This is a genomic window from Streptomyces sp. NPDC002884 (assembly GCF_040295245.1).
Taxonomy (GTDB): Bacteria; Actinomycetota; Actinomycetes; order Streptomycetales; family Streptomycetaceae; genus Streptomyces.
Genome location: NZ_JBEOVB010000048.1, coordinates 19314 through 41998, shown reverse-complemented (window position 1 = coordinate 41998; position 22685 = coordinate 19314). Strand labels below are relative to the sequence as shown.

Annotated in this window: 16 protein-coding genes; 8 read left to right on the top strand and 8 right to left on the bottom strand. The window is 73.3% G+C overall.

Annotation, left to right across the window (positions count from 1 at the left end; translation table 11 throughout):
* Positions 1-150: 150 nt before the first annotated feature.
* On the bottom strand, positions 151-2061 hold the full coding sequence (locus ABT070_RS42500; RefSeq protein WP_351768343.1) for an NAD-binding protein: 1911 nt from the start codon (positions 2059-2061) through the stop codon (positions 151-153).
* 198 nt (positions 2062-2259) lie between these two features.
* On the opposite strand from ABT070_RS42500, the gene ABT070_RS42495 reads away from it, so the two are divergent.
* From ABT070_RS42495 to ABT070_RS42480, 4 genes are all read left to right on the top strand, one after another.
* Entirely contained in the window at positions 2260-3300 is a 1041-nt protein-coding gene (locus ABT070_RS42495; protein WP_351768341.1) for a permease, read from the top strand.
* The gene (locus ABT070_RS42490; protein WP_351768340.1) at positions 3297-4100 is read left to right on the top strand and encodes a TIGR03943 family putative permease subunit; all 804 of its coding nucleotides are present in this window, start codon (positions 3297-3299) and stop codon (positions 4098-4100) included. The genes ABT070_RS42495 and ABT070_RS42490 overlap by 4 nt, the downstream gene beginning before the upstream one ends.
* 85 nt (positions 4101-4185) lie before the next feature.
* Entirely contained in the window at positions 4186-4581 is a 396-nt protein-coding gene (locus tag ABT070_RS42485) for a luciferase domain-containing protein (RefSeq protein ID WP_351768339.1), read from the top strand.
* A 215-nt stretch (positions 4582-4796) separates the two neighbouring features.
* Entirely contained in the window at positions 4797-5336 is a 540-nt protein-coding gene (locus ABT070_RS42480) for a hypothetical protein (protein WP_351768338.1), read from the top strand.
* 127 nt (positions 5337-5463) lie between these two features.
* On the opposite strand, the gene ABT070_RS42475 is transcribed toward ABT070_RS42480, so the two are convergent.
* The 4 genes from ABT070_RS42475 to ABT070_RS42460 all read right to left on the bottom strand — a co-directional run bounded on the left by ABT070_RS42475 (position 5464) and on the right by ABT070_RS42460 (position 13638).
* On the bottom strand, positions 5464-6234 hold the full coding sequence (locus ABT070_RS42475; RefSeq protein ID WP_351768337.1) for a glycosyltransferase family 2 protein: 771 nt from the start codon (positions 6232-6234) through the stop codon (positions 5464-5466).
* Positions 6235-6620: 386 nt separating this feature from the next.
* Positions 6621-10934, bottom strand: a complete 4314-nt coding sequence (locus ABT070_RS42470; protein WP_351768336.1) for an NACHT and WD repeat domain-containing protein — start codon at positions 10932-10934, stop codon at positions 6621-6623.
* A gap of 439 nt (positions 10935-11373) precedes the next feature.
* A complete protein-coding gene (locus ABT070_RS42465; protein ID WP_351768335.1) occupies positions 11374-12990 on the bottom strand; it encodes an MFS transporter in 1617 nt (538 codons plus the stop codon).
* Positions 12991-13227: 237 nt separating this feature from the next.
* Positions 13228-13638 carry a DUF7144 family membrane protein gene (locus tag ABT070_RS42460; RefSeq protein WP_351768334.1) on the bottom strand — a complete coding sequence of 137 codons (411 nt, stop codon included), beginning with the start codon at positions 13636-13638 and terminating at the stop codon, positions 13228-13230.
* 329 nt (positions 13639-13967) lie between these two features.
* Here ABT070_RS42460 and ABT070_RS42455 point away from each other — a divergent pair, with 329 nt between their 5' ends.
* From ABT070_RS42455 to ABT070_RS42445, 3 genes are all read left to right on the top strand, one after another.
* Positions 13968-15389 carry a DUF2252 domain-containing protein gene (locus ABT070_RS42455; protein ID WP_351768333.1) on the top strand — a complete coding sequence of 474 codons (1422 nt, stop codon included), beginning with the start codon at positions 13968-13970 and terminating at the stop codon, positions 15387-15389.
* Positions 15390-15626: 237 nt separating this feature from the next.
* Positions 15627-16514, top strand: coding sequence for a bifunctional transcriptional activator/DNA repair enzyme AdaA (locus ABT070_RS42450; protein ID WP_351768332.1), 888 nt, complete (start codon positions 15627-15629; stop codon positions 16512-16514).
* A 98-nt stretch (positions 16515-16612) separates the two neighbouring features.
* Positions 16613-18295: an FAD-binding oxidoreductase gene (locus tag ABT070_RS42445; protein ID WP_351768331.1), complete on the top strand. Its 1683-nt coding sequence runs from the start codon at positions 16613-16615 to the stop codon at positions 18293-18295.
* A 252-nt stretch (positions 18296-18547) separates the two neighbouring features.
* Here ABT070_RS42445 and ABT070_RS42440 read toward each other — a convergent pair whose 3' ends face one another.
* Positions 18548-19063, bottom strand: coding sequence for an Asp23/Gls24 family envelope stress response protein (locus ABT070_RS42440; RefSeq protein ID WP_351768330.1), 516 nt, complete (start codon positions 19061-19063; stop codon positions 18548-18550).
* A 690-nt stretch (positions 19064-19753) separates the two neighbouring features.
* Here ABT070_RS42440 and ABT070_RS42435 point away from each other — a divergent pair.
* The gene (locus ABT070_RS42435; protein ID WP_351768329.1) at positions 19754-20152 is read left to right on the top strand and encodes a DUF5994 family protein; all 399 of its coding nucleotides are present in this window, start codon (positions 19754-19756) and stop codon (positions 20150-20152) included.
* Positions 20153-20214: 62 nt separating this feature from the next.
* Here the strand turns inward: ABT070_RS42435 and ABT070_RS42430 are convergent, their stop codons facing one another.
* A complete protein-coding gene (locus ABT070_RS42430; RefSeq protein ID WP_351768328.1) occupies positions 20215-21834 on the bottom strand; it encodes an ATP-binding protein in 1620 nt (539 codons plus the stop codon).
* Positions 21831-22616, bottom strand: a complete 786-nt coding sequence (locus ABT070_RS42425) for a response regulator transcription factor (RefSeq protein ID WP_351768327.1) — start codon at positions 22614-22616, stop codon at positions 21831-21833. The genes ABT070_RS42430 and ABT070_RS42425 overlap by 4 nt, the downstream gene beginning before the upstream one ends.
* Positions 22617-22685: the final 69 nt, after the last annotated feature.

Genomic DNA, 22685 nt, shown 5'->3' with positions numbered 1-22685 from the left:
GCCCCGCCCGCCCCCCCCCCCCCAACCCCCCCCCCCACCCCGCCACCGGCACCCCCCCCCCCCCCCGCCCCGCCCCGCGCCGGGGTCCGGCCCCCCCACACCCCGCCCCCCACCCCTCACCCATCCCGCCCGCCCATCCTGCCCGGGGGCCTACGCCCCCGACCCCCCTCGCCGCCTGCGCCGCAGCAGCTCCGCCAGCCCCCGCCGGGTGGCGGCCAGCACCACCCGGTCCGAGCCCCGCAGGACATACGTGTCCGGCAGATCCCACACCAGCCCCGACCCGCCCTGCCGTTCCCGCCCCGTGTCCAGCGCCAGCACCCGCCAGTACCCCGCCCGAAACGCCTCCCCGACCGTCTTGCCCTCCAACTGCGCATGCCCCCCGACGTGCAGCGCGGCGAACAGCAGCACCCGCCGCTCCACCGGGATCGCCCCCAGGATCTGCCGCCCCATCATCGCCCCGGCGAAGGCCGGCGCCGCGAGATGCGTCACGCTCCGGCTCCGGGTCAGCGCCTGCGGATGCGCGGCCCGCAGGGTGCGGTACACGGCGGTCGCGAAGTCGTCGTCGTACAGCCGCAGCACGACCCGTAGATCGGGCCGCAGCGACCGCGCGTACAACGCGGCCTCCAGATTCGTGGTGTCGGAGCTGGTCACCGCGAGCAGCGCGTGCGCGCGGTGGATCTTCGCGGCCTCCAGCACCCCCTCCTGCGTGACGTCCCCCAGCACCACCGGCACCCGCAACCGCCGTGCCACCGCGAGGCCCCGCGCCTCCGGCCCGGCCTCGACGCACACCACGGGGATGTTCAGCTCGCGCAACCGCGTCAGCACCCGCGTGCCGATCTTCCCCAGCCCGAGCAGCACGACATGCCCGCCGAGACCCCGGGGCGGCCGGCGCAACGCCCCCGCCCCGCGGAACGTCCCGAGCGCCTCCAGCACCGCCGCCAGCAGCACCGGCAGCAGCAGCAACCCCATCAGCCCGGAGAGGAGCTGAAGGACCTGGCGTTCGGTGGTGGCCCCGACGGCCGGGTCGTTGATGGCGAAGAGATCCAGCAGCGTCAGATACAGCGCCCCCAGCGGATGGATACCGGTCACCAGCCACAGGGCCACCGCCAGCGCGAACACGCACCCGACCAGCCCGGCCAGCGACCACCGCAGCCGCCGCGAGAACAGCGAGGCGAACGGCGCCACGACCCCGACGCCCCGCCCGGTCGGCAACGCGGGCCCGGCCGAGTACGCGACCTGTTCCAGGACGACGGACCCGCGCCTCCCGGACAGGGCCGCCTCCCGCACGGCCGCCGCGTCGGGCAGCAGCAGCGGCCCCTGCTCACCGCTGGCCTCGGAACCGTCCGCGAAGGCCGGGTCGCTGCCGTCGGCCGACAGCAGCGCGAGCGTGGGCAGGCCCGGCGGATCGGACTCCCCGGGGCCGGTCGGCGGCCGCTCCACGGCGCGCAGCAGCAGCCCGTCCGTCTGGACGACCTTGCTGGTGCCGACGACGGCGGTCGCGGCGAGCGCGGGAGCGGCGGTGTCGGCGTCGGACAGCACGGTGGTCGAGGCGTCACCGGGGGAGGCGTCATAGGCGTCCCCCGTCGCGCCCGCGCTCTCGGCGGCCAACGCGGCCGCCTGGTCGAGGAGTTCCTCGATGTGCTGGCCCAACCGCCGGTTGTAGAGCCGCAGGACGAGCCGCAGCCTGGGGTTGAGCCGCCGGGCGGTGAGGGCGGCACGGATGTTGGTCTCGTCGTCGTCGTACACGAGCGCCAGCGCGGCGGCCCGTTCCACACCCGCCTCGGCGAGCACGGCCTCGGTGGCCTCCATGGCCTCCAAGGTCCGCTGCCCGCTCACGGGTTCGGCCGGGGCGGTGGGCGGGCCGTTGCCCGCCGCCCGGTTCACGGCCGCGCTCACCACCCGGTCGAGCAGCGCCGCGGACACGGCGCGGGCCCGCCCCACGACCGGTGGCCGTACCGTTCGTTCGGCGGGCGGCACGACGAGCGTGACCTGCTCCTCGTACACCCCCCGCAGCTCGGCCGCGAGCCGGTGCGCCAGACCGTCGTCACCGCACACCACCATGTGCGCGCCGGCGGTGCCCGGCGGCTGACCCTGATTCGGAACGCTCCCCACGAGGGAGAAGACTGCCTCACCGGGGCGGGAGGTTCCACGGCCGAGGCGAACACGGGTGAACACCCCGTACGGAACTCCCGTATGAAAGGGGAGGGAATGCGAGAAACAGGCATCAGGGAGAACACGGAAGCCGGAGGTGCGCGACCCGTGGCCATCACCAGAGCGGCGCCGCACGAGGAGGGCGCCCGCCGGGACCGACCGCAGGTGCCGCCCGAGACGCCCGAGACGCCCGACGGACCCGGGCGTCTCACCTCGCCCCTGGTCCTGACCATGGTGCTGCTCCTGATGGTGCTGCTCCAGAGCCCCATCCGCCGTGCGCTGTCCGCCCCGGTGATGCAGAGCTGGACGACGGTGTTCGTGGCGGTGGTGGTGCAGGCCCTGCCGTTCCTGGTGCTGGGGGTGCTGCTGTCGGCGGCGATCGCGGTCTACGTGCCGCCCTCCTTCTTCGCCCGCGCCCTGCCGTCCCGCCCCGGGCTCGCCGTCCCGGTCGCCGGGGTCGCGGGCGCGCTGCTGCCGGGCTGCGAGTGCGCGTCGGTCCCGGTGGCCGGCGCCCTGGTCCGCCGGGGTGTGACCCCCGCCGCGGCTCTCGCCTTCCTGCTCTCGGCCCCGGCGATCAACCCGATCGTGCTGACGGCGACGGCCGTGGCCTTCCCCCGCAACCCCGAGATGGTGCTGGCCCGGTTCGTCGCCAGTCTGCTCGTGGCCTGTGTGATGGGCTGGCTGTGGCAGCGGCTGGGTCGCACGGACTGGCTGCGGCTGCCGGCCCACGCCCCGCACGAGGGGGAGACGAAGGGGGCCGCGTTCTGGGACTCGGTCCGGCACGACGTGATGCACGCGGGCGGCTTCCTGGTCCTGGGCGCGATGGCGGCGGCGACCCTGAAGTCCGTCGCCCCGGAGAGCTGGCTGCGCACGGCCGCGGAGAACCCGGCGGTCGCCGTGCTGACACTGGCCGTCCTCGCGGTGGTCCTCTCCATCTGCTCGGAGGCGGACGCGTTCGTCGCCGCGTCCCTGACCCAGTTCTCCCTCACGGCCCGGCTCGCCTTCCTGGTGGTCGGCCCGATGATCGACCTCAAGCTGTTCGCGATGCAGGCGGGCACCTTCGGCCGGGGCTTCGCGCTGCGCTTCGCCCCGGCGACCTTCGTGCTGGCCATCGCGTCGGCGGTCCTGACGGGATGGGTCCTGCTGTGAACCGACAGTCCCAGGCGGCCGTCCTCTTCCTCCTCGGCGCGGCCCTGCTGCACGCCGGCACCACCGACCTCTACCTCCGCTACGTCAAGGCGGGCCTGCGCCCGCTGCTGCTGGCGTCCGGCGCGATCCTGATCGTCACGGCGCTGGCGACGGCGTGGTACGAGCACCGCAGGACGAAGGCGGAACACCGGCCGAAGCAGCACCGAGCGGACGCGGACACCCCCGCCGAAGCCCCCGCCGAAGCGCCCGCCCACGCCGCCGCCGAAGCCCGTCCCGAACACGCCCACGTCCATCCCGAACCCCGGGTCTCCTGGCTCCTGATCCTCCCCCTCCTGGCACTGATCCTGGTCGCCCCGCCCGCCCTCGGCTCGTACAGCGCGACCCGCACGGGCACGGCCCTCCAGGAGCCCCTGGCCTACCCGTCCCTCCCCGCCACGGACCCGCTCCCCCTGAGCGTCGTGGACTACGCGGGCCGAGCCGTATACGACCACGGCCACACCCTCACCGGCCGCGAGGTCCGCCTGACCGGCTTCGTCGCCCTGGACCACGACGGCACGCCCTACCTGGTCCGCATGGCCCTCAACTGCTGCGCCGCCGACGCCCAGCCGGTCAAGGTCGGTCTGACCGGCGCCATCCCCCCGGTCCTCCAGCCCGACACCTGGCTGACCGTCACCGGCACCTACACCCCGCGCACCACCCACGACCCGGTCAACAACGGCCCGATCCCCTTCATCAGCGTCACCGCCGCCCGACCGGCCTCGACCCCCCGGGACCCCTACGACGAGTCGTGGAACAACTGAGGGAGCGGAACTCTCCGCGATACAGCCCGGTTAAGGCTCCCTCAACCTCTGGTGGCCGGGCGGTGAGCGCCTCATGATGGGGGCCATGACGGCGGCCTCGCGTGCCTTGACACGACTGGCGACCTGGCCCGACCTCGCGGAGGTCCGGCCCAGCTGCGGCACCGGTCGGGCGTTGCGCTCGGGCGGGGTCGAGATCGCGCACTTCCACTCCGACCGGAGTGTCGACCTGCATCTCACCGGCAAGGCGATCCACCGGTTCGAGAGGGACCTGAGGCACTCCACCGCGATCCGGCTGCTGCCCGGCTCGCCCTGGGTGACCGTCCATCTGGAGTGCGAGACGGACATCGACCTGCTCATGACGCTGGTCAGCGCCGCTCTCCAGGCCCACCAGAGGCACCCGGCGGCGGACGTCGCCGTCCTCCCGCGCTGCAACGAGGACCGGGAAGTGGCGCTCACCCGCGAGAGCGCCGGCGGCATCTAGACCGGTCGCCGTCCCCTTGGCCCTTCCTGGAGCTGACGCGCGCGCTGACCGCGGCGGCCGCCGGGCGATCCGCCCCGCCTCACCGGGCAACCGCTCCGGCCGTCTGGTGAGCTGACGACCCGTCAGTTATGGTCGCCCTGACGAGCCGAACCCGGGCCGATGCCGATGCCGAAGCCCATGCCTGCGCAGATGCAGATACGGAAGGGGCGAGCGCCATGGAGACCGAACCGGACCGTCCGACCCGTGCGCCCCGGAGCCCGCAGCCGCCGGGCGCACCCCGCTGGGTGGCGATGTTCCACGACCCGGCCTCGGGGTCCTGGCGACCGGGCGCCGAATCGCCCGACCGCACGCCCGTGCTGTACGCGATCGGCGAGATGACGCAGGTCAAACGAGCCCGGGGCGACGAGTTCGCCGTCGCCCTGTGGGGGCCGAAGGACGGTGAGTGGCAGCGCTACGACCCGTCCCAGGCTGCGTCCGCGCAGGAGACCGCCTCCGCGCCGGAGGTCGCGCCCTCGCCGGAGACCGCGTCCTCGCGGGCGGGTGACGGCGCAGCGCCGCCCGGCCACGCCAAACTCGCGGAACGCATGGAGGACCGTCGGCACCAGGTCCTCATGGCGAGCCTCGGCAAGGCCGGCCTCTACGATCTCGGGCCGGACGACGTGACGGCCGTCCGGACCCTGGTCGACCGGGTGGACGAGGCCACGCTGCGCAGGGTCGCCCACTGGATGGCCCTGGCCGGCGGACCGGTCGAGTGATCCGGCGGGCGGGCGGGCGCGCGGGTGGGCGGACGCGACGTCGTATGACGGCCGAGCCCGCCCGTCGCCGCCCGTAGCCCGCCGCCCGTACCGCCGCCCGCCGTCCGTCGCGGGCCGTCAGGGGCCGTCAGTCTCCCGGGGGCCGCCGGGGCGGGTAGCTCCAGTGGAAGGACTCCAGCGCCCGGGTCCGCGCCTCCACCACCGCCATGCGCGCCTCCCGTTCGGCGGGGTCGGTATGCGCGGACTGGCCCGTCACCTGGCCGTCCCACTTCCGGTAGAGCAGTCCGGTCCGCGCCGAGAACCAGCCGCGGCTCACCGAGTTGAGCGCCAGCAGGACGCCGGTGTCCTCGGACGCCGGCAGGGCCATCCAGCCGCCGAGCGCGGTCAACAGGTCCCGCCGTACGAAGAGACTCGCCGGGTGCACCGGCGCGCGGAAGTCGTTCGCCTTCCAGTGGTCGAGTACGGCCCCCCGCTCGATCGGCCCCTCGGCGGGATCGCCGGGGAAGCCGACCGTGGAGCCGTCCGGCATGAGGTCGAGGGCGCTGGAGGTCGCCCAGCCGAGACCCGGATCGCGTTCGAGGGCGGCCAGATCGCGGGCGAGCGTGCCGGGCGCGAGCCGGTCGTCGGCGTCCAGGACCTTCACGTACTCGCCCTCGGCGTGCGCGAGCGCGATCGTGCGGGCGACTCCGGGTCCGCCCGGGCGTCCCTGACGGAAGGTCACCCGGGTGTCGTCGGGCACGTGGTGCGCGACCTCGTCCGTCGTGCCGTCCTCCTGGATCACCCAGTGCCAGTCCCAGCCCGCGGGCAACTCCTGTGCGCACAACGACTCGTAGGCCTCGGGCAGATACCGGGCCGAAGGGGCGTGCACGGCGGTGACTATGACGATGCGTCGGCTCATGAGGGCACTTCCAGGCAAAGTTCCGGGTGTTCCGGGAGATCCGGGTTTTCCGTGAGATCCGGGTGCCCTGAGCGCTCGCGCCCCCCGCCGTCACGGACCGCGATCACTTTGCTGGGTATCGGCACGCCGTCAGCCTACGACTCCCGGTCACCGGAACTCGCCGAGGGTTCACCGAGGACGCACAGGGGCGGGCCGGGCGGGAAAGCAGCAGGAGGAGGGCCCGGGAAGGGCCGGGAAATGGCCGGGAAAGGCCAGGAAAAGGCCCGGTCGCTGGCGACGGGGGATGCACCAGCGACCGGGCTATGGCCAAGGCTAACAAGGCTGCCGGGTCGGCGGGAGCCGACTTCTCAGCTGCCCTGTCGTTGTGATCGGGATCACTCTCCCGGTCAGTCCTCGCACGGGGGCTCGTAGGAGAGCCGGGGGAGGTACTCGTGCCATTTGTCGGCTGTCAGCACGCCTCGCGTGGTCGCGCAGATCCGGGTGATCGCCGCGTCGACGTCCAGGTTCCACAGCCGTACGGTGTCGGCGCCGCTGGAGACGCCGAGCATGTGGCTGCTGGGACTGAAGGACAGGAAGTTGCCGGTCTTGGCATTGGGGCTCATCGACTGCCCGATGGGGGAGGCCTCGGCCGGATCGGTCACGTTCCACAGCCGGATCGTGTTGTCGTTGCCGCCGCTGGCGAGGGTGTCGCCGTCCTCGCTGAAGGTCAGCGACACCACCGCCTCGGTGTGGCCGGTGAGGGGCGAACCCTGCCGGGACGCCTGCGCCGGGTCGGTCACGTCCCACAGCCGTACCGTGTCGTCGTCGCTGCCGCTGGCCAGCGTATGGCCGTCCGGGCTGTAGACGAGCGCGTTGACGGGGCCGACGTGCCCGGTGAGCGGCTTGCCGATGGCCGTCGTGCGCCGGGGGTCGGTCACGTTCCACAGCCGTACGGTGTGGTCCGCGCTGCCGCTGGCGAGGGTGCGCCCGTCCGGGCTGAAGACGAGGGCGTTGACGAACCCCTTGTGGCCGGTGAGCGGGGAGCCCAGCGCGCGGGCGTGGGCGGGGTCGCCGACGTCCCACAGCTGGATGGTCCGGTCGTCGTAGGCGGTCGCCAGTGTGCGTCCGTCGGGGGCGAAGGCCAGGGCGTCGGGGCCCAGGAACCGGGTGCGCAGCTCGACGGGCGGCCCCGCGGAGACCGGCCGGGCCGGGTCGGTCACGTCCCACAGGTACACCGCGCGGTTGGCCGTCAGCACCGCGAGCGTACGGCCGTCGGGGGAGAACGCGAGCGTGCGCTCGCTGCCGTCGTCGGGCATGAAGGGCGCGCCCAGTGTCACGGGCCGGTCGGGGTCCGCCACGTTCCACAGCCGGACCCTGCCGTCGCGGGCGGCCGTGGCCAGCACCCGCCCGTCCGGCCGGAACGCGCCGCTGCGGCCGATCATGTCCGACGTGGGGATCGACCAGAGCCGGACCTTGCTGTCGCCGTTGCCGGTCGCGAGGGTCCGGCCGTCCGGACTGAACCCGACGGCGTACATCTCCCCGCTGCCCCCCGCGAGCGGCTCGCCGACCTGCGAGGGGTACGCCGGGTCGCTGACGTTCCACAGACTGGCCGTGCTGTCCGCGCTGCCGGCGGCCAGCATGGTCCCGGCGGGGTTGAACGCCACCGACCACACGGGGCCGGTGTGCCCGGTGAGCGGTGGGCCGAGCTGGCTCGCCCGCTCGGGGACGGTCACGTTCCACAGCCGGATCGTGTCGTCCGTGCTGCCGCTGGCGAGGGTGTCGCCGTCGGGGCTGAAGTCCAGGGAGTGCACGGTGTCGGTGTGCCCCGTCAGGACCCGGTCGATCTGCCGCGGCCGGCGCGGGTCGGCCGTGTCCCACAGCCGGATCGTGTCGTCGTCGCCGCCGGCCGCGAGGGTCCGGCCGTCGGGGCTGAACGCCACGGACCGCACGGCGGCGGTGTGGCCGGTCAGCGCGCCGAGCGCCGCCGGCCGGCCCGGTTCCGTCACGTCCCACAGCCGTACGGTGTGGTCCTCGCCCGCGGAGGCCAGGGTCCGCCCGTCCGGGCTGAAGGCGAGCAGGTAGATCGTGCCGGTGTGGCCGGCCAGGGGCTTCCCGAGCGGGCGCGGGTGGGCGGGATCCCGTACGTCCCACAGCCGGACGGTGCCGTCGTCGCCCGCGCTGGCCAGGGTGTGGCCGTCCGGACTGAACACCGCGCTGCTCACCCAGCTCTTGTGGCCGGTGAGGGGCTTGCCCAGGGGCTTGGGGCGGGACCGGTCGCGGACGTCCCAGAGCCGGACGGTCCGGTCGTAGCTGGCGGTGGCCAGCACCTTGCCGTCCGGACTGAACGAGGTGAGGTAGACGGCACCGGTGTGACCGAGGAGCGGGGTGGCCAGCGGCGCGTTCACGATCGAGATCAGCCGGTTGTTGGTGCCCGCGTCGCCCGGCCGCAGGTCGTGGGCCACCAGGTCGAGCTGCGCGGACAGCGACGGATCCGTGTACTGGACGCGGTCGGCCTCCGCGACCACCTGCTCGAACACGGCGTCGTTGCGCTGCTGCCAGGCGACCACGGCCGCGCCGACGGCGAGGATCGCCAGCACCACCAGCGCCGACACCGCGCCCCGGCTGATCCACACGATGCGCCTGCGCAGCCTGACCGAAGCGGCCAGGAACTCCACCGCGCTGCGGGTCAGGAACGTGTCGCCGGCGGACTTCGCCCAGCTGTGCGCCTGTTCCAGCCGGGAACCCCGGTAGAGCAGTGCCGCGTCGCGGTTCGAGCTGTCCCAGGCCCGGCCGTCCTCCTCCAGCCGCTGACGCAGCAGATGATCGCTGCGATCCTCGTCGATCCAGTCACGCAGCCGGGGCCAGGCGTGCAGCAGTGCCTCGTGGGTGATCTCGACGGTCTCCGCGTCGAGGGTCACGAGCCGGGCGCGCACCAGGGCCTCCAGCGACTCCTCCGTCTTGCCGGGGTCGGCCGACTCCTCCGCCAGCTGCCGACGCGTGCCCCGGCGCCGGGTGGCCTGGGTGTCCTCGCCGAGCCGGACCAGCCGCATCAGGAGCAGCCGGGCCGCCGTACGCGCCGCCGGGTCGAGCCCGGACCAGGCCCGCTCGGCGGTCGCCGCCACCGCACCCTGGATACCGCCCGCCGCGCGGTAGCCGGCCAGCGTCAGCCGCCCCGCCTTCCGGCGCTGCCAGGTGGCGAGCAGGGCGTGCGAGAGCAGCGGAAGCGCCCCCGCGTGCGCTCCGCGCTGACCGTCTACGGTCACCTCGCGGATGATCAGCTCCGCCAGCCCCGGCTCGAGCTCCAGCCCCACGGCCCTGGCCGGCCCGGTCACCGCCTCGCGCAGCTCCGGAGTGGACAACGGGCCCAGCACCATGTGCCGGTGCTGGAGCGCGTCGGAGAGCTCGGGGTGACCGAGGCACTCCTCGTAGAAGTCGGCACGGACACCGAGGACGACGAGGACGGGGGGCGGTAAGGAGGTGACGGCCGTGCCGGTGTCGGCGGCCGTGCCGGGGCCGGCGGGGGTGCAGGCGGCGTGCAGGAGCTGGATGAAGAGGCGCCGGTCCGCCGGGTCGGGGCAGAGGGTGAAGGCCTCCTCGAACTGGTCGACGATGATGACGGGGCGCGCGGGACGGGCAGGTCGGGAGCGCGGGCCGGGGAGACCGGGGAGGCCGGTGGCCCCGGAGAGGCCGGACGGTTCGGAGGAGGGTGCCGCGTCTCGCTGCGCCCAGGCGGTGACGGCCTCCCGTACGGCCCTCGTGAAACCGGGGGTGCCGGGTTTCCTGTCAGCTGCCTTGGTCGTGCTCGTAGCGGTGGCCGTAGCCGTGGCCGTCTCTGAGGCGGAGGCGGAGGCCGAGGCTGAGGCCGAGGCGGTGAAAGGGGCGAGCTCGGGGATACGGCTGGTCAGCTCGGCGAGCGGATCGGCGCCCGGCACCAGCTGAAGCACCTTCGCGGCGCTCACGGCCTCCGTCGCGTTCGAGGACGGCGACGCCTTGGCGGAGTGTGACGCCTTCGAGGACTGCGACGCGTTCGGTGAGAGCGCGGAGTCGGTGGTGCCGGTGGCCTTCGTCGCCCGGCCGCCGCTGTTCCGGTCGGCCGCCGCACCGTGTTGCAGGGCGGGCACGAGACCGGCGCTGAGCAGGGAGGACTTGCCCGCTCCGGAGGCGCCGACCAGCATGACCAGGCCGCCCGTCCGTTCCGCCGCGCGGAGCTGGGCGACTAGGGCGTCCGTGCTCCGCTCCCGGCCGAAGAACCACCGGGCGTCCTGCTCACGGTACGAGGCGAGCCCGCGGTAGGGGCACACCCCTCCGGGGGCGGCCTGAGCCTCGGCCGCCGACCGCTCGCCCTCCTCCGTCACCGGGGTGACCGGGACATCGCCGGCGACCGGATCGGCCACCGCCCGCTCCCACAGCCGCTGCCACTGGACGAGGTCGTACAGCCCGGTGGACACCGGTGCGGGCCGGGCGCGTCGCGCCTCGGGTATCAGGACGTGCAGTACCGCGGCGAGGGCCGCGAACTGGGCGGGCACGTTCTTGGCCCGTCGCCAGTCGCTGATCCGCTGGGTGGACACCCTTACGGGTCGTCCCCGCTCGTCGACCCGGTGAAGTCGCCCGACCGTCTCGGACACGCGCTTGAGGGGAGGGTTGCCGGCTTCCTTGTACAGCAGCGCGAGTCGTTCCGCGAAGACTGTGCGTGCGCCCGAGTCGGAACTCAAGGCCTCCACCCCTAACTTCCCCCGCGCCTGCAATCCGGACCGGAAAAACCACTTTATATGGCTGACCTGCGGTTAAGTGGGTGACCGGACATCGGATCCTCCTCGGTTCGGGCCGCAGCTGGCAGGATCCGGAGGCAGAAGCGCATCAACCGGGCGTATCGCGGGCGACCGCGCGCCCGGCGCGCGAACCGCGCCGTCACGGCGTGGTCGACTCCGCCCGCACCGTTCGTCACCGGTCCGCACGAGGGGAGGGACCGGTGCCGAACGGTGCGGCGTGTGACGAACCTCGGGTGACGGGCCTCGGGTGACGACCCCCGGCTGCTGACGCCCATGACAGGCCCGCTCCGGACGCCGACCGACCAGCCGGTAGCGGAGGGCGCCGCCGGCGGTGGGGGGCCCGCCGGTAGTGGAGGGCCCCGCCACGGTGGACGACGCGAGCCCCTCCCGGCTACCGCTCGGCGGAGCCCGGCTGGGTCGTCGGGATCCGGTGGGTGAAGAACAGCGCGAGGAGGGCGGTGAGCGCGAGGACCGCGAGAGCGGCGCGCAGGCCGTCGAGTCGTGCCTCGGCGTTCGCGTCGAGGGCGGCGTCGGTCACGGCCGCGGTCGCGCCGGCGTCCTCCAGGACGGTCCTGAGCTGGGCGTCCGACAGGAAGGGTGCCCCGCTTCGGAGCTGAACGTCCGCCTGGGTCTTGACCCGGTCCGGGACCGCCGGGTTCTGTTCGACGCTGGTCAGGAACGAGGTGGTCAGCGTGGCGATCAGGATCGACCCGGCGAGTGCCGTACCGATCGAGGCGCCGAGGTTGGTGACGGAGTTCTGGACGCCGCCGACCTCCGCGCTCTGCTCGTCCGGCACCGCGGAGACGGTGACCGAGCCGAGCTGGGAGGCCAGCGCACCCATGCCGAGACCGATCAGCAGCAGGGGAACCGTGACGATCTCCGCGCCCGCGTCCGCGTCGAGCGCGGCCATCAGGACCACCGCCCCCGCGAACATCGCGAGGATCCCGAGCCGCACGACCCGGCGCGGTGAGACGTCCGGGAGCAGCCGCGGGATCAGGATCGCGGCGGCCAGCAGGGTCAGCGAGAGCGGCAGGATGCGCGCGCCGGTCTTGAGCGCCGACAGGCCGAGCGCGACCGACAGATAGAGCGGTACGACGAAGAACACGCCCATCTGCACGAGGTACTGGAAGAAGAACATCGTCAGGCCGCCGGTGAGCTGCTTGTTCCCCAGCAGGGCCGGCTCCACGAGCGGCTCCCTGCCCCGCGCGACGAGCCGGGTCTCCCAGCGCAGGAAGATCCAGATCAGGAAGAGGCCCGCGAGCATCAGCCAGACGACGGGCGAGACTCCCAGCCAGGACGGCGCGTCGGGTTTCGGCCGGAACCAGCCCCACTGGGACGAGCGCAGGACGCCGAACACGAAGATCCCGAGCCCCAGGGCGGAGAGCACGGCCCCGACGAGGTCGATGCGCGGCCGCCTGTCGGGTACCGCGTCGGCGGCCCGCCGGGCGAGCACCAGGATGCCGAGCACGAGGAGCACCTCCCCGGCGAACACCCAGCGCCAGGAGAAGTACGTGGTGGCCACGCCCCCGATGAGGGGTCCCAGCGCGATGGCCACGGCCCCGGCGGCGGCGACGAGTCCGTAGGCGGCGGGGCGGCGTTCCACGGCGAAGTTGCCGGCGACGAGCGCCACGATCGCGGGCAGGATCAGCGCCGCCCCGATCCCCTCCAGGAGCGCCCAGCCGACCAGCAGCACCGACAGGTTCGGCGCGAGCGCCGTGGTCAGAGACCCGCAGCCGTAGACGCAGCAGCCGATCATGAAGGCCCGCTTGCGGCCGATCAGCGCGCCGACCTTGCCGCCGGGGATCATGAGCATCGCCATCACGAGGGTGTAGGCCGTGATCGCGCCCTGGATCCCGGTCACGGTCGAGTCCACGTCCTCGGCCACGGTGGCGATCGACACGTTCATGACGGAGCTGTCGAGCGCCATCAGGAACTGACCCGCCGAGAGCGTCAGCAGGACGATCCCCGCAGTTTTCGAACTCTTGTGCGCATTGGCTGTGGGGGTCACCGTCGCATTCTCGCCACGGGCCCGCGGAACGCCTTTGCGACCCGCCAGCGAGTCAGCCGGGTGGTGGCCCGCGACCCGCGAGCCCTGCCTCACCGGGCCCCGCCCGCCGCGACCCGCGAGCCGTGCCTCACCGGGCCGTGGCTCGCGGGCCGTGGCTCGCAGGCCGTGCCCCGCCAGCCCCGGCCTGCGGGCTGCGCCTCGCGGGCCGGGGCCGGCCGTGATGGGGCCGCCCGCGCGTCAGCGTTCCTTCGGGACCGTGCACAGGGCCCAGATCACGAAGGCGTACAGCGCGATCAGGGTGAGCGACCAGACGGGGTAGTACGGGATCGACAGGAAGTTGGCGATGATCAGCAGCCCCGCGATGCCGACCGCGACGACCCGCGCCCACGTGGCACGGGAGAAGAGGCCGACGCTCACGCCGATGGCGATCACTCCGAGGACGAGCTGGATCCAGCCCCAGCTCGTCAGGTCGAACTTGAAGACGTAGTTGGGGGTGGAGACGTAGATGTCGTCGTCGGCGATGGCCATGATGCCCCGGAACAGATCGAGGACACCGGCGATGAACAGCATGACGCCGGCGAATGTCACCAGGCCGCCGGCGGCTGCCCCGGACGTGGACGACCTGTGGTGCGCCGTGCTCGTGGTCATGGCGGATTCCTCACTTCGTCGGGGATGTGCGACGTGCGGCACTGCGACGTGCGGCACTGCGTCTTCGAGCGTGTGCCGTGGCCGGGGACGGGAGATCACCCGAGGCGGGTGAAGTTCGCGGCGCGGATCACTGGTGACCTGGAAGCGGACACACCGGCGACGCGGCGGGCGCCCGGGAGCTCGCACCGGCCGGTGCCGACCGCACTCCCGCCGAGGCGCGGGCACGCGGACCGTTCGTGATCGGCCGAAGGGAGCCGAGACCTCGCCATGGCCATGAACATCGCCACCGCCCCGGGCGTTCGGCGAGACCACCCCACGGAGCCGCAGCCATGACCGACAACCACCTGGACGGACACGACGTGCGGCACCGCTCCCCGCAGGAACGGGTCGCGCTCGGCAAGGCCGCGCGGGCCGACGCGCCCCGCTCCGGTCACGCCGAGTTCGCGCCCGGACCGAAGCGGGCGGACCCGTTGAAGATCATCGAGAAGCAGTCGGCGACCCGGCTGCCCGACCTCGTGCCGATCCGCTACGCCAGGATGTCCGAGTCGCCGTTCCGGTTCTACCGGGGGGCCGCCGCCATCATGGCGTCCGACCTCGCGCACACCCCGACGACGGGACTGCGCACCCAACTGTGCGGCGACGCCCACATGTTGAACTTCCGGCTGCTGGCATCGCCCGAGCGGCGCCTCATGTTCGACATCAACGACTTCGACGAGACGCTGCCGGGCCCCTGGGAGTGGGACGTCAAGCGCCTGGCCACCAGCCTCGTCATCGCGGGCCGGGCGAACGGCTTCAGCACCAAGGAGCGGGCCCGGATCGTACGGACCACCGTGCGGTCGTACCGGGAGAACATGCGGTCCTTCGCCGGACTCGGCAACCTGGCCGTCTGGTACGCCCAGTTCGACGTCAACTGGGTACGGGACCGCTTCGGGGCGGACCTGTCCGCGCGGGGCCGTGAGCGGTGGGCGCAGGCCGTGACCAAGGCGCTCTCGCACGACACCCTCCAGGTCTTCGACAAGCTCACCCATGTCGTCGACGGCAGGCGCCTCATCGCCCCCGATCCACCGCTCATCACCCGTCTCGACGATCTGCTGCCCGGCGAAGGACGCGGCGGCGATGTGGAGAAGGGCATCCGCCGGCTGATCGAGCGCTACGGCCAGTCCGTCCAGTCCGACCGGCGGTACCTGCTGGAGCAGTACCGGGTGGCCGACATGGCCCGCAAGGTCGTCGGCGTCGGCAGCGTCGGCACCCGCTGCTGGATCGTGCTGCTGCTCGGCAAGGACGACGAGGATCCGCTGTTCCTCCAGGCCAAGGAGGCCGACGAGTCGGTGCTGGCGCCCTTCGCCGGGGTCAGCGCGTACCGGACGCAGGGCGAGCGGGTGGTCGCCGGACAGCGGCTGATGCAGGCCACCAGCGACATCTTCCTGGGCTGGGAGCGCGTCGAGGGCATCGACGGCCGGCGACGGGACTTCTACGTACGGCAGTTGCGGGACTGGAAGTGGGTCGCCGTGTCCGAGGACATGGTGCCCCGCGGCATGCGCACCTTCGGCGCGCTGTGCGGCGCGACGCTGGCCCGCGCCCACGCCCGATCCGGCGACCGGATCGCCATCGCCGCCTATCTGGGCGGCGGCGACAGCTTCGACCGGGCGCTGGTGACCTTCGCCGAGCAGTACGCCGACCAGAACGAGCGCGACCACGAGGCACTCGTCACCGCCGTCCAGGAGGGGCGGCTGCCCGCCCAGGAGGTCTGAAGGCATCCGAGGACCTGCCGCACGGGGGTCTGCGGCGGGTCCTCCAGCGGTGCCCCACCAGGGCACCAACCGGGCTTGGCACGCTCCGGACCATGAACACGGCGGACAGGAACACGGCAGGGCAGGCCACGGCAGATGTGAACACGGCGGATGCGCACGCGGTGGCGGTGGCGGAGGCCGAGGTCCGGCTTCGGACCGGCTGTCCGGACGAGCGTGTGACGGACGGCAGAGGCCCGCATGTACGAAAGCGATGAGCAGCGCTGGCGGGCGGTCCGGGAGCGCGACGAGGCCGCGGACGGACGCTTCTACTACGTGGTGAAGACGACCGGCATCTACAGCAGGCCCTCGTGCGCGGCGCGGCTGGCCCGGCGCGAGAACGTGGAGTTCCACGCGTCGCTGGACGAACTCCGCACGCGGGGCTACCGGCCCTGCCGTCGCTGCCGGCCGGGCGAGCGGCAGCGGAACCGCCGGCACGCCGACAGCGTCGCCCGCACCTGTCTGCTGATGGACGCGGCGGTGGAGCCGCCGAACCTGGACGACCTGGCGCAGAGCGCCGGCTACAGCCGCTTCCACTTCCACCGCATGTTCAAGGCGCTGACCGGCCTCACGCCGCACACCTACTGGACGGCGGTGCGGGCCCGGCGGGTGCGGGAGATGCTGATCCGGGCGCGGACCGTCGCCGACGCGATCTACGAGGCGGGCTTCAGCACCAACGGCCAGTTCTACGCCGTCTCCTCGGCGATCCTGGGCATGACCCCGCAGGCGTTCCGCGCGGGCGGGGCGGGCGTCGAGATCCGCTCGGCCGTGGGTGTCACCGACGCGGGGCCGGTGCTGGTGGCCGTGGCGGAGAAGGGCGTGTGCGCGGTGCTCGACGGCCCGGAGGGCGCGACGCGGGCGCGGCTGGCGGAGCTCTTCCCGGACGCGCGGCACCGCGCCGACGACGGATGGCTGGCAGAACGGGTCGCCCGGGAACTGGCTCGCCCCGCCGCCCCGCATCCGGGCGCGCTGCTGCTGCCGTCGGAGGTCCGCAGGGTCTGCCGGCACGAACGGATCCGCCAGGCGCTCCGCACCCAGCTGCACCCGGTGTCCGGACCCGGCGAGGTGACAGAGCTGCGCGCGGGCTGAGCGGGGAGCCGAGTACGAGCGCAACTTTCTGAGTGCCGCGGCCCCCACCGGTCCATAGCGTGGGCGTGTCGATGCGTCGGGACGAGGGGGATGGGACGATGGCACGCCACGATCAAGGCATCCACAGGCGGAACTTCCTGGCCGGGGGAGCGGCCGCCGGAGGCGCCGCGCTGCTGACCGGGACGGGCCTGGCCACACCGGCCGCGGCGGCCGAGGGAGCCGTGGCCGCGGCGGAGCCGATCAGCACGGTGACCCCCGGCGACAAGCGGTACCAGGACCTGGTGCGGGGCTACAACCAGCGCTGGTCCGCCGCGCCCGAGAAGATCTGCCTCGCCGAGACGACCGCGCAGGTCCAGGCCGTCGTCCAGAGCGCCGTGAAGGCGGGCAAGCGCCTGACGGTGCGCAGCGGCGGCCACTGCCACGAGGACTGGGTCTTCAACTCCGACGTACGGGTCGTCCTCGACATGGCCAAGATGAACAGAGTCTATTTCGACGCCGAGAAGAACGCCGTCTGCGTCGAGGCCGGCGCACAGCTGCTGAACGTGTACGAGCGCATGTACCGCGGCTGGGGAGTCACCATCCCGGCCGGCGTCTGCTTCCAGGTCGGCGCGGGCGGCCATGTCAGCGGCGGCGGCTGGGGCCTGCTCTGCCGCCAGTTGGGCCTGGTGGTCGACCATCTGTACGGCGTCGAGGTGGTCACCGTCGCCGCCAACGGCTCGGTCAAGGTCCAGGTGGCGACCCGCGAGCCGAACGACCCGCACCGCGACCTGTGGTGGGCCCACGCGGGCGGCGGAGGCGGCAACTTCGGCGTCATCACCCGCTTCTGGTTCCGCTCCCCGGGGGCGGTCGGCACCGACCCCGCGAAGCTGCTTCCGCAGCCGCCCGCCGAGGTGCTGCTGCACGCCGCCTCCTGGCCATGGGCCGAGATGACCAAGGAACGCTTCGCGCGCCTGATCACGAACTACGGCAACTGGCACGCCGAGCACCTCGAACCCGGCACCGTGCACGATCACCTGTTCAGCGCGCTGTGGCTGACCCACAAGTCGAGCGGCTACATCGGCCTCGTCAGCCAGCTCGACGCGACCGTCCCGGACGCGCGGCAGGTACTGGACGACTTCCTGGCCGCGATGACCGAGGGCCTGGACGTGGCGAGCGAGCCGATGGTCACCCACATGGGCGAGATGGCGGCCATGCCCGAGTTCGCCGAGCCGCGCCGGATGTCGTGGCTCCAGGCCGCCCGCTACGCCGGCACCACCAACCCGACGCTGAACGACCCCAGCCTCAACAGCGACAACAAGTCCGCGTACTACCGCACGGCCATGCCGGCGGCGCAGATCGACGCGTTCTACGAGCACCTGACGCGGGACGACCTGGCCAACACCACCGCCAACGTGCAGCTGAGCTCCTTCGGCGGCAGGATCAACGCCGTCGCCCCGGACGCCACCGCCTTCCCGCACCGCGGGGCCGCGTACAAGGCGGCCTGGTCGATCTGGTGGACCGATCCGGCCGCCGAGGCCGACTCGCTGCGCTGGATGCGCGAGTTCTACCACGGCGTCTACGCCGCCACGGGCGGCGTCCCGGTCATCAACGACGTGACCGACGGCTGTTACGTCAACTACCCGGACATCGACCTGAGCGACCCGACGTACAACACCTCCGACGTCCCCTGGTACGAGCTGTACTACAAGGACAACTACGCCAAGCTCCAGCAGGTCAAGAAGACGTACGACCCGCGCAACTTCTTCCACCACAGCCAGTCGGTCAGGCTCCCCACCACTTGAGGTGCGCCGACCGCCGGTGACGGCGGCATGTGGCCGGCGGCGGTGACGGCGGTTGCCACGATGGCTGCGGTGGCTGCGGTGGGGGGCAGGACGACTGCGGTGGCTGCGGTGGCTGCGGTGGGGCGGGCAGGGCGGCTTCGCGGCCCGAGGAACGTCGGACGGCTGTCCCGCCGACCCGGGCGCCTGCACCCCCGCCCGCCCGCCCGGCCGGCCCGCCGCCGCCGGCCTGCCGCCCGCTCCCACGTCCCCGGTTCACCTCACGCGGCCGCCCTCACCGGCTTCGGACTCCTCGCCCTCCTCCTCGTCGTCGGGAAGGTGGACGTCGTCGACGGCGATGTTGACCTCGACGACCTCCAGGCCCGTCATCCGCTCCACGGCGCCGATGACGTTGGAGCGCACGTCACCGCTCACGTCGACGATGGGGACGCCGTACTCGACGACGACGTTCAGGTCGACGGCGGCCTGGCGCTCGCCGACCTCGACCTTCACTCCTCGCGTGACGCCACCGCCCCCGCTCCCGCCCCCGCCGGGGACGCGTTCCCGCATGGCGCCGAAGGTGCGGGCCATGCCGCCGCCGAGATGGTGGATGCCCGGTACCTCACGGGCGGCCAGGCCCGCGATCTTGGCCACCACGCCGTCCGCCATGGTGGTCCTGCCCCGAGTCTCCGCCGGAGCCCCGACCCCGGTACGGCCCTTCAGCGTGCTCACGCCGGCATCGGGCCGACCGGCCGGGTCGGCGCTGGTGGGAGTGGTGGTGGTGTCCGTCATGGAGATCGCCTCAGCCCTGTCCGATGTGCTGTGCGGACCCCGGGTACCCGTGCCTCCCGAGCCGCGAAACGCGATCGGCACCATGGAAGCGGGCTCCTTCATCCCGCGTCGTTCCGGGACGCGGGGGAGTAGCTTGGAGGGGCGAGGATCCTTCGTACACCGGCGTTCAGGCCGGTCTCGTCCTCCTGGTTCGACCACACCGGGTGCTTCGCGCTCGAGGCAGGTTCCGCCTTATGGCCGCCGAAGCAGCTCACCTGTCCGATCGTGCCCCGGCCGCGCCGGGCACATCGTCGTACCCGGCAGTCGAACGTCAGGTCGCCGACGCGCTCCGCTGGTTCTTCGCCTGTGACGAAGCCGGCGGCTCTCCCGCGAGGCGCGAGGACGACGACTCGCGCGGGCAGCCGATCGCGTACGGCAGAAGGAGCTGACCGCCCTCGCGGAATCCGTCCCGGCGCGGGGCAGCGCGCCCCCCGGCCGCGCCCCGGCCGAACCCAACCCCCGTCCCCGCCCTCGCCGGAGCGGTGCACCCCGACGAGGCCTGGGCGCCTGGCGGGTTCACCCCCGCCGAGGCCGACGAGCCTGACGGATTCACCCCAACAGGGCCTAGGAGCCCGGCGTGTTCACCCCCGACACCCTCAGCGATGCCCGGCCACTGATCCCACCGTCGCACGGCAGCCGACTGGAGCAGACATGACCACCGCACTTCAGCCCCCGCTTCCCTCCCACCCCCTTCTCCGTCTGAGCCTGGCGCCTCGCAGCACCATGCCGCGGCCCATCGACGGCGCCTGGTGGCCCCGCTCCTACGACCTGCTCGCCGAGCTTCCCCAGCTTCTGGGCGGACTGCCGCCCGAGTGGGGCCAGATCACCAGCGTCACTGTCGGCGGGGCGAATTGGGCCGCGTCGCCCGGCCGGACGCTCGTCTGCAACCAGGTCGTACGACTGCGCAGAACCGCGACGGCGTCCGCCCCGGACACCGTCGTCCTGCTCGCGCCCGGCCGAGGGCGGTGGGATCTGCTGGTCGTCCCTCCGAACACCGCCGAGCCGGAGGCCCAGTTGTCGATGGCAGCCGCGGCGGACGGTCACTCCTGACCGTGCCGACAGCCGCAGCCGCAGCCGGAGCCGCAGCCGCTGTCGCCGGGGACGCGGTGCGGTCAGTCCGCGGGCGCGGTCTTCGGCCGGGGACGGGAGGCCGGCAGGAGACGCGATCGGCTCACGGTGAAGCCCACCGCGGCGCCGCCGCCGGGCCGCGTACCCGCCGACACGGTTCCGCCGTGGGCCGCCGCGACGTCGTGGACGATGGCGAGGCCGAGTCCGGAGCCGGGCAGACCGCGAGCGCTGTCGGCCCGGTAGAAGCGGTCGAACACCCGGCTGGTGTCGTCGGCGGCGATGCCGGGCCCCCTGTCGCGGACGACGATCGCCCCCTGGCGGATGTGTACCTCGATGGGCTCGCCGCCGTCGGCGTCGAACTTGGCGGCGTTCTCCAGCAGATTGCCCACCGCGCGTTCCAGGCCCTGGGAGCTGCCGCGCACCACGCTGTCGTCGGCGTCCACGTGGACCAGGCGTCCGGTGCGCCGGTACACGCGCCGCGCCGCCCGGCGCGCCACCTCGCCCAGGTCCACGGGCTCTTCGGTCTCCCCGCGACGGCCTGCCAGTGCCAGTTCGACGAGTTCGTCGACGAGGTGGCCGAGTTCGCGGGTCTCGTCCTGGACGTCGTCGAGGAGCCGGTCGCGGGAGTCGGGGGACAGCTCGGTGACGCGGTGCAGCACGGTGGCGTTGGCCAGCAGGCTGGTCAGCGGGGTCCGCAGCTCGTGGGCCGCGTCGTGCACCAGCCGTTCCTGGGCCTCGCGGGCGGCGACCATGCGGCCGAGCATCCTGCTGAAGGACGCGGACAGCCGTCCGACCTCGTCGCGTCCGCCCACCGGTTCCGAGGCGTAGTGGGCGAACAGGCCGTCCGTGCTGACCTCTTCGGCGACTTCGGCCAGCCGGGCCAGGCGTCGGGTGACGCGTCCGGCGAGCAGTCGGCCCGCGGCCGCCGCGACGAGCATGACCGCCAGACTGACCGCCGCGATCTGTCGCGCCATGCCGGCCAGCACGTCGCGGGTCTGGTCGACCTGGACCGCCACCTGAAGGGCGCCGCGACGCTCGCCGAGCGAGGTCGTCAGCAGGCGGTAGCTGTGGCCGCCCGCGTCGATCTCGGTGGTGTCCGACTCCCCGGCCCGGCCGGAGGCGGCGAGGGCGCGCGCGGTGTCGGACACCGGCAGCCTCTCCAGCGGGCCGCTCAGGCGGATGGGCCTACCGTCCCGGGCCACGGCCTGGAGAACCGGCTGCGGCGCCGCGTCACCCCCCGGGGCGGGCAGGTCCAGCCCGGGAAAGGGGGCAGGGCGCCGGCCGACGGGGCTCACGCTGTCGGGGCTGTGACCGGCGGGGCTCAGGCCGTCGGAGCTCTGGCCTGCGGCGCTGTGACCGGCGGGGCTCTGGCTGTCGGAGCCCCGGCCGGCTGTGTCGGCCGTGGCGGGCGAGTCGGTCGTGGCGGGCGTGCCGGGCGAGTCGGGCGAGTCGGTCGTGTCGGTCGTGGCGGGCGAGTCGGCCGGAGTCTGCTCCTCGCGTTTCTCCATGCCACGGGTCAGGGCCACGGTGGTCGACCGCAGCGTCCGGTCGACCTCCGCGAACACGCTGTCGGAGGCGGCGAGATAGCTCAGCGCGCCGACCGTCACCGCCACCGCGGCACCGACGGCGGCGAAGGCGAGCGCGAACCGCGAGCGCAGGCTCATGGCCGCCGCGCCGCGTAGCCCACGCCGCGTACCGTGCGGATCAGGTCGGGTGCTCCGGCAGCGGTGAGCTTGCGCCGCAGGTAGCCGATGTATCCGGCGAGGTTCTTCGGGTCCACACCGGCGTCGGGACCCCAGACGCTCCGGTAGATCGCCGCGTGGTCCAGTACGAGACCCTCGTCGCGCACCAGAAGCTCCAGCAGGTCGAACTCGGTTCTGGTCAGCCGGAGTTCCGCCGCTCCCCACCAGGCGCGTCGCGTGCCGGGGGAGACACGCAGGGACGCCATCCGCAGCACGTCGACGGGGCGCCCGCCCTCCTCGTTCCTCCCGCCCCCCTCGCTCCTCCTGCCCCCCTCGCTCGTCCCGCTCTCCTCGGCCGGCGAGGCGGGCGAGGAGAGCGCGGCGGGCCGCGCCGTCAGCACGGCCCGACGCAGAAGTGCCCTCAGACGTGCCAGCAGTTCGGCCACTTCGAAGGGTTTGGGCAGGTAGTCGTCGGCGCCCGCGTCCAGACCGTTGGCCCGGTCGGGGATCCCGGCCCGTGCGGTGAGCAACAGCACGGGGGTGCGGTCACCGTCGGCGCGCAGCACACGGCACACGGCCACACCGTCGATGTGCGGCATCATCACATCGAGGACGAGCGCGCTGAAGGAGTCCCTGCGGGTCAGGACCAGGGCCTCCACCCCGTCACCCGCGGTGACGACGTCGTACCCCTCCAGCTCCAACGCTCGCTCGACGGCTTCGCGGACGGCACGATCGTCGTCGGCGACGAGGACACGCTCCGGCATGCGCGCATGGTCGCACAGCGTCCTGTGAGCCGCTTCTCATCCAATTCCGGACCGGCTCCGGCCGCGTTC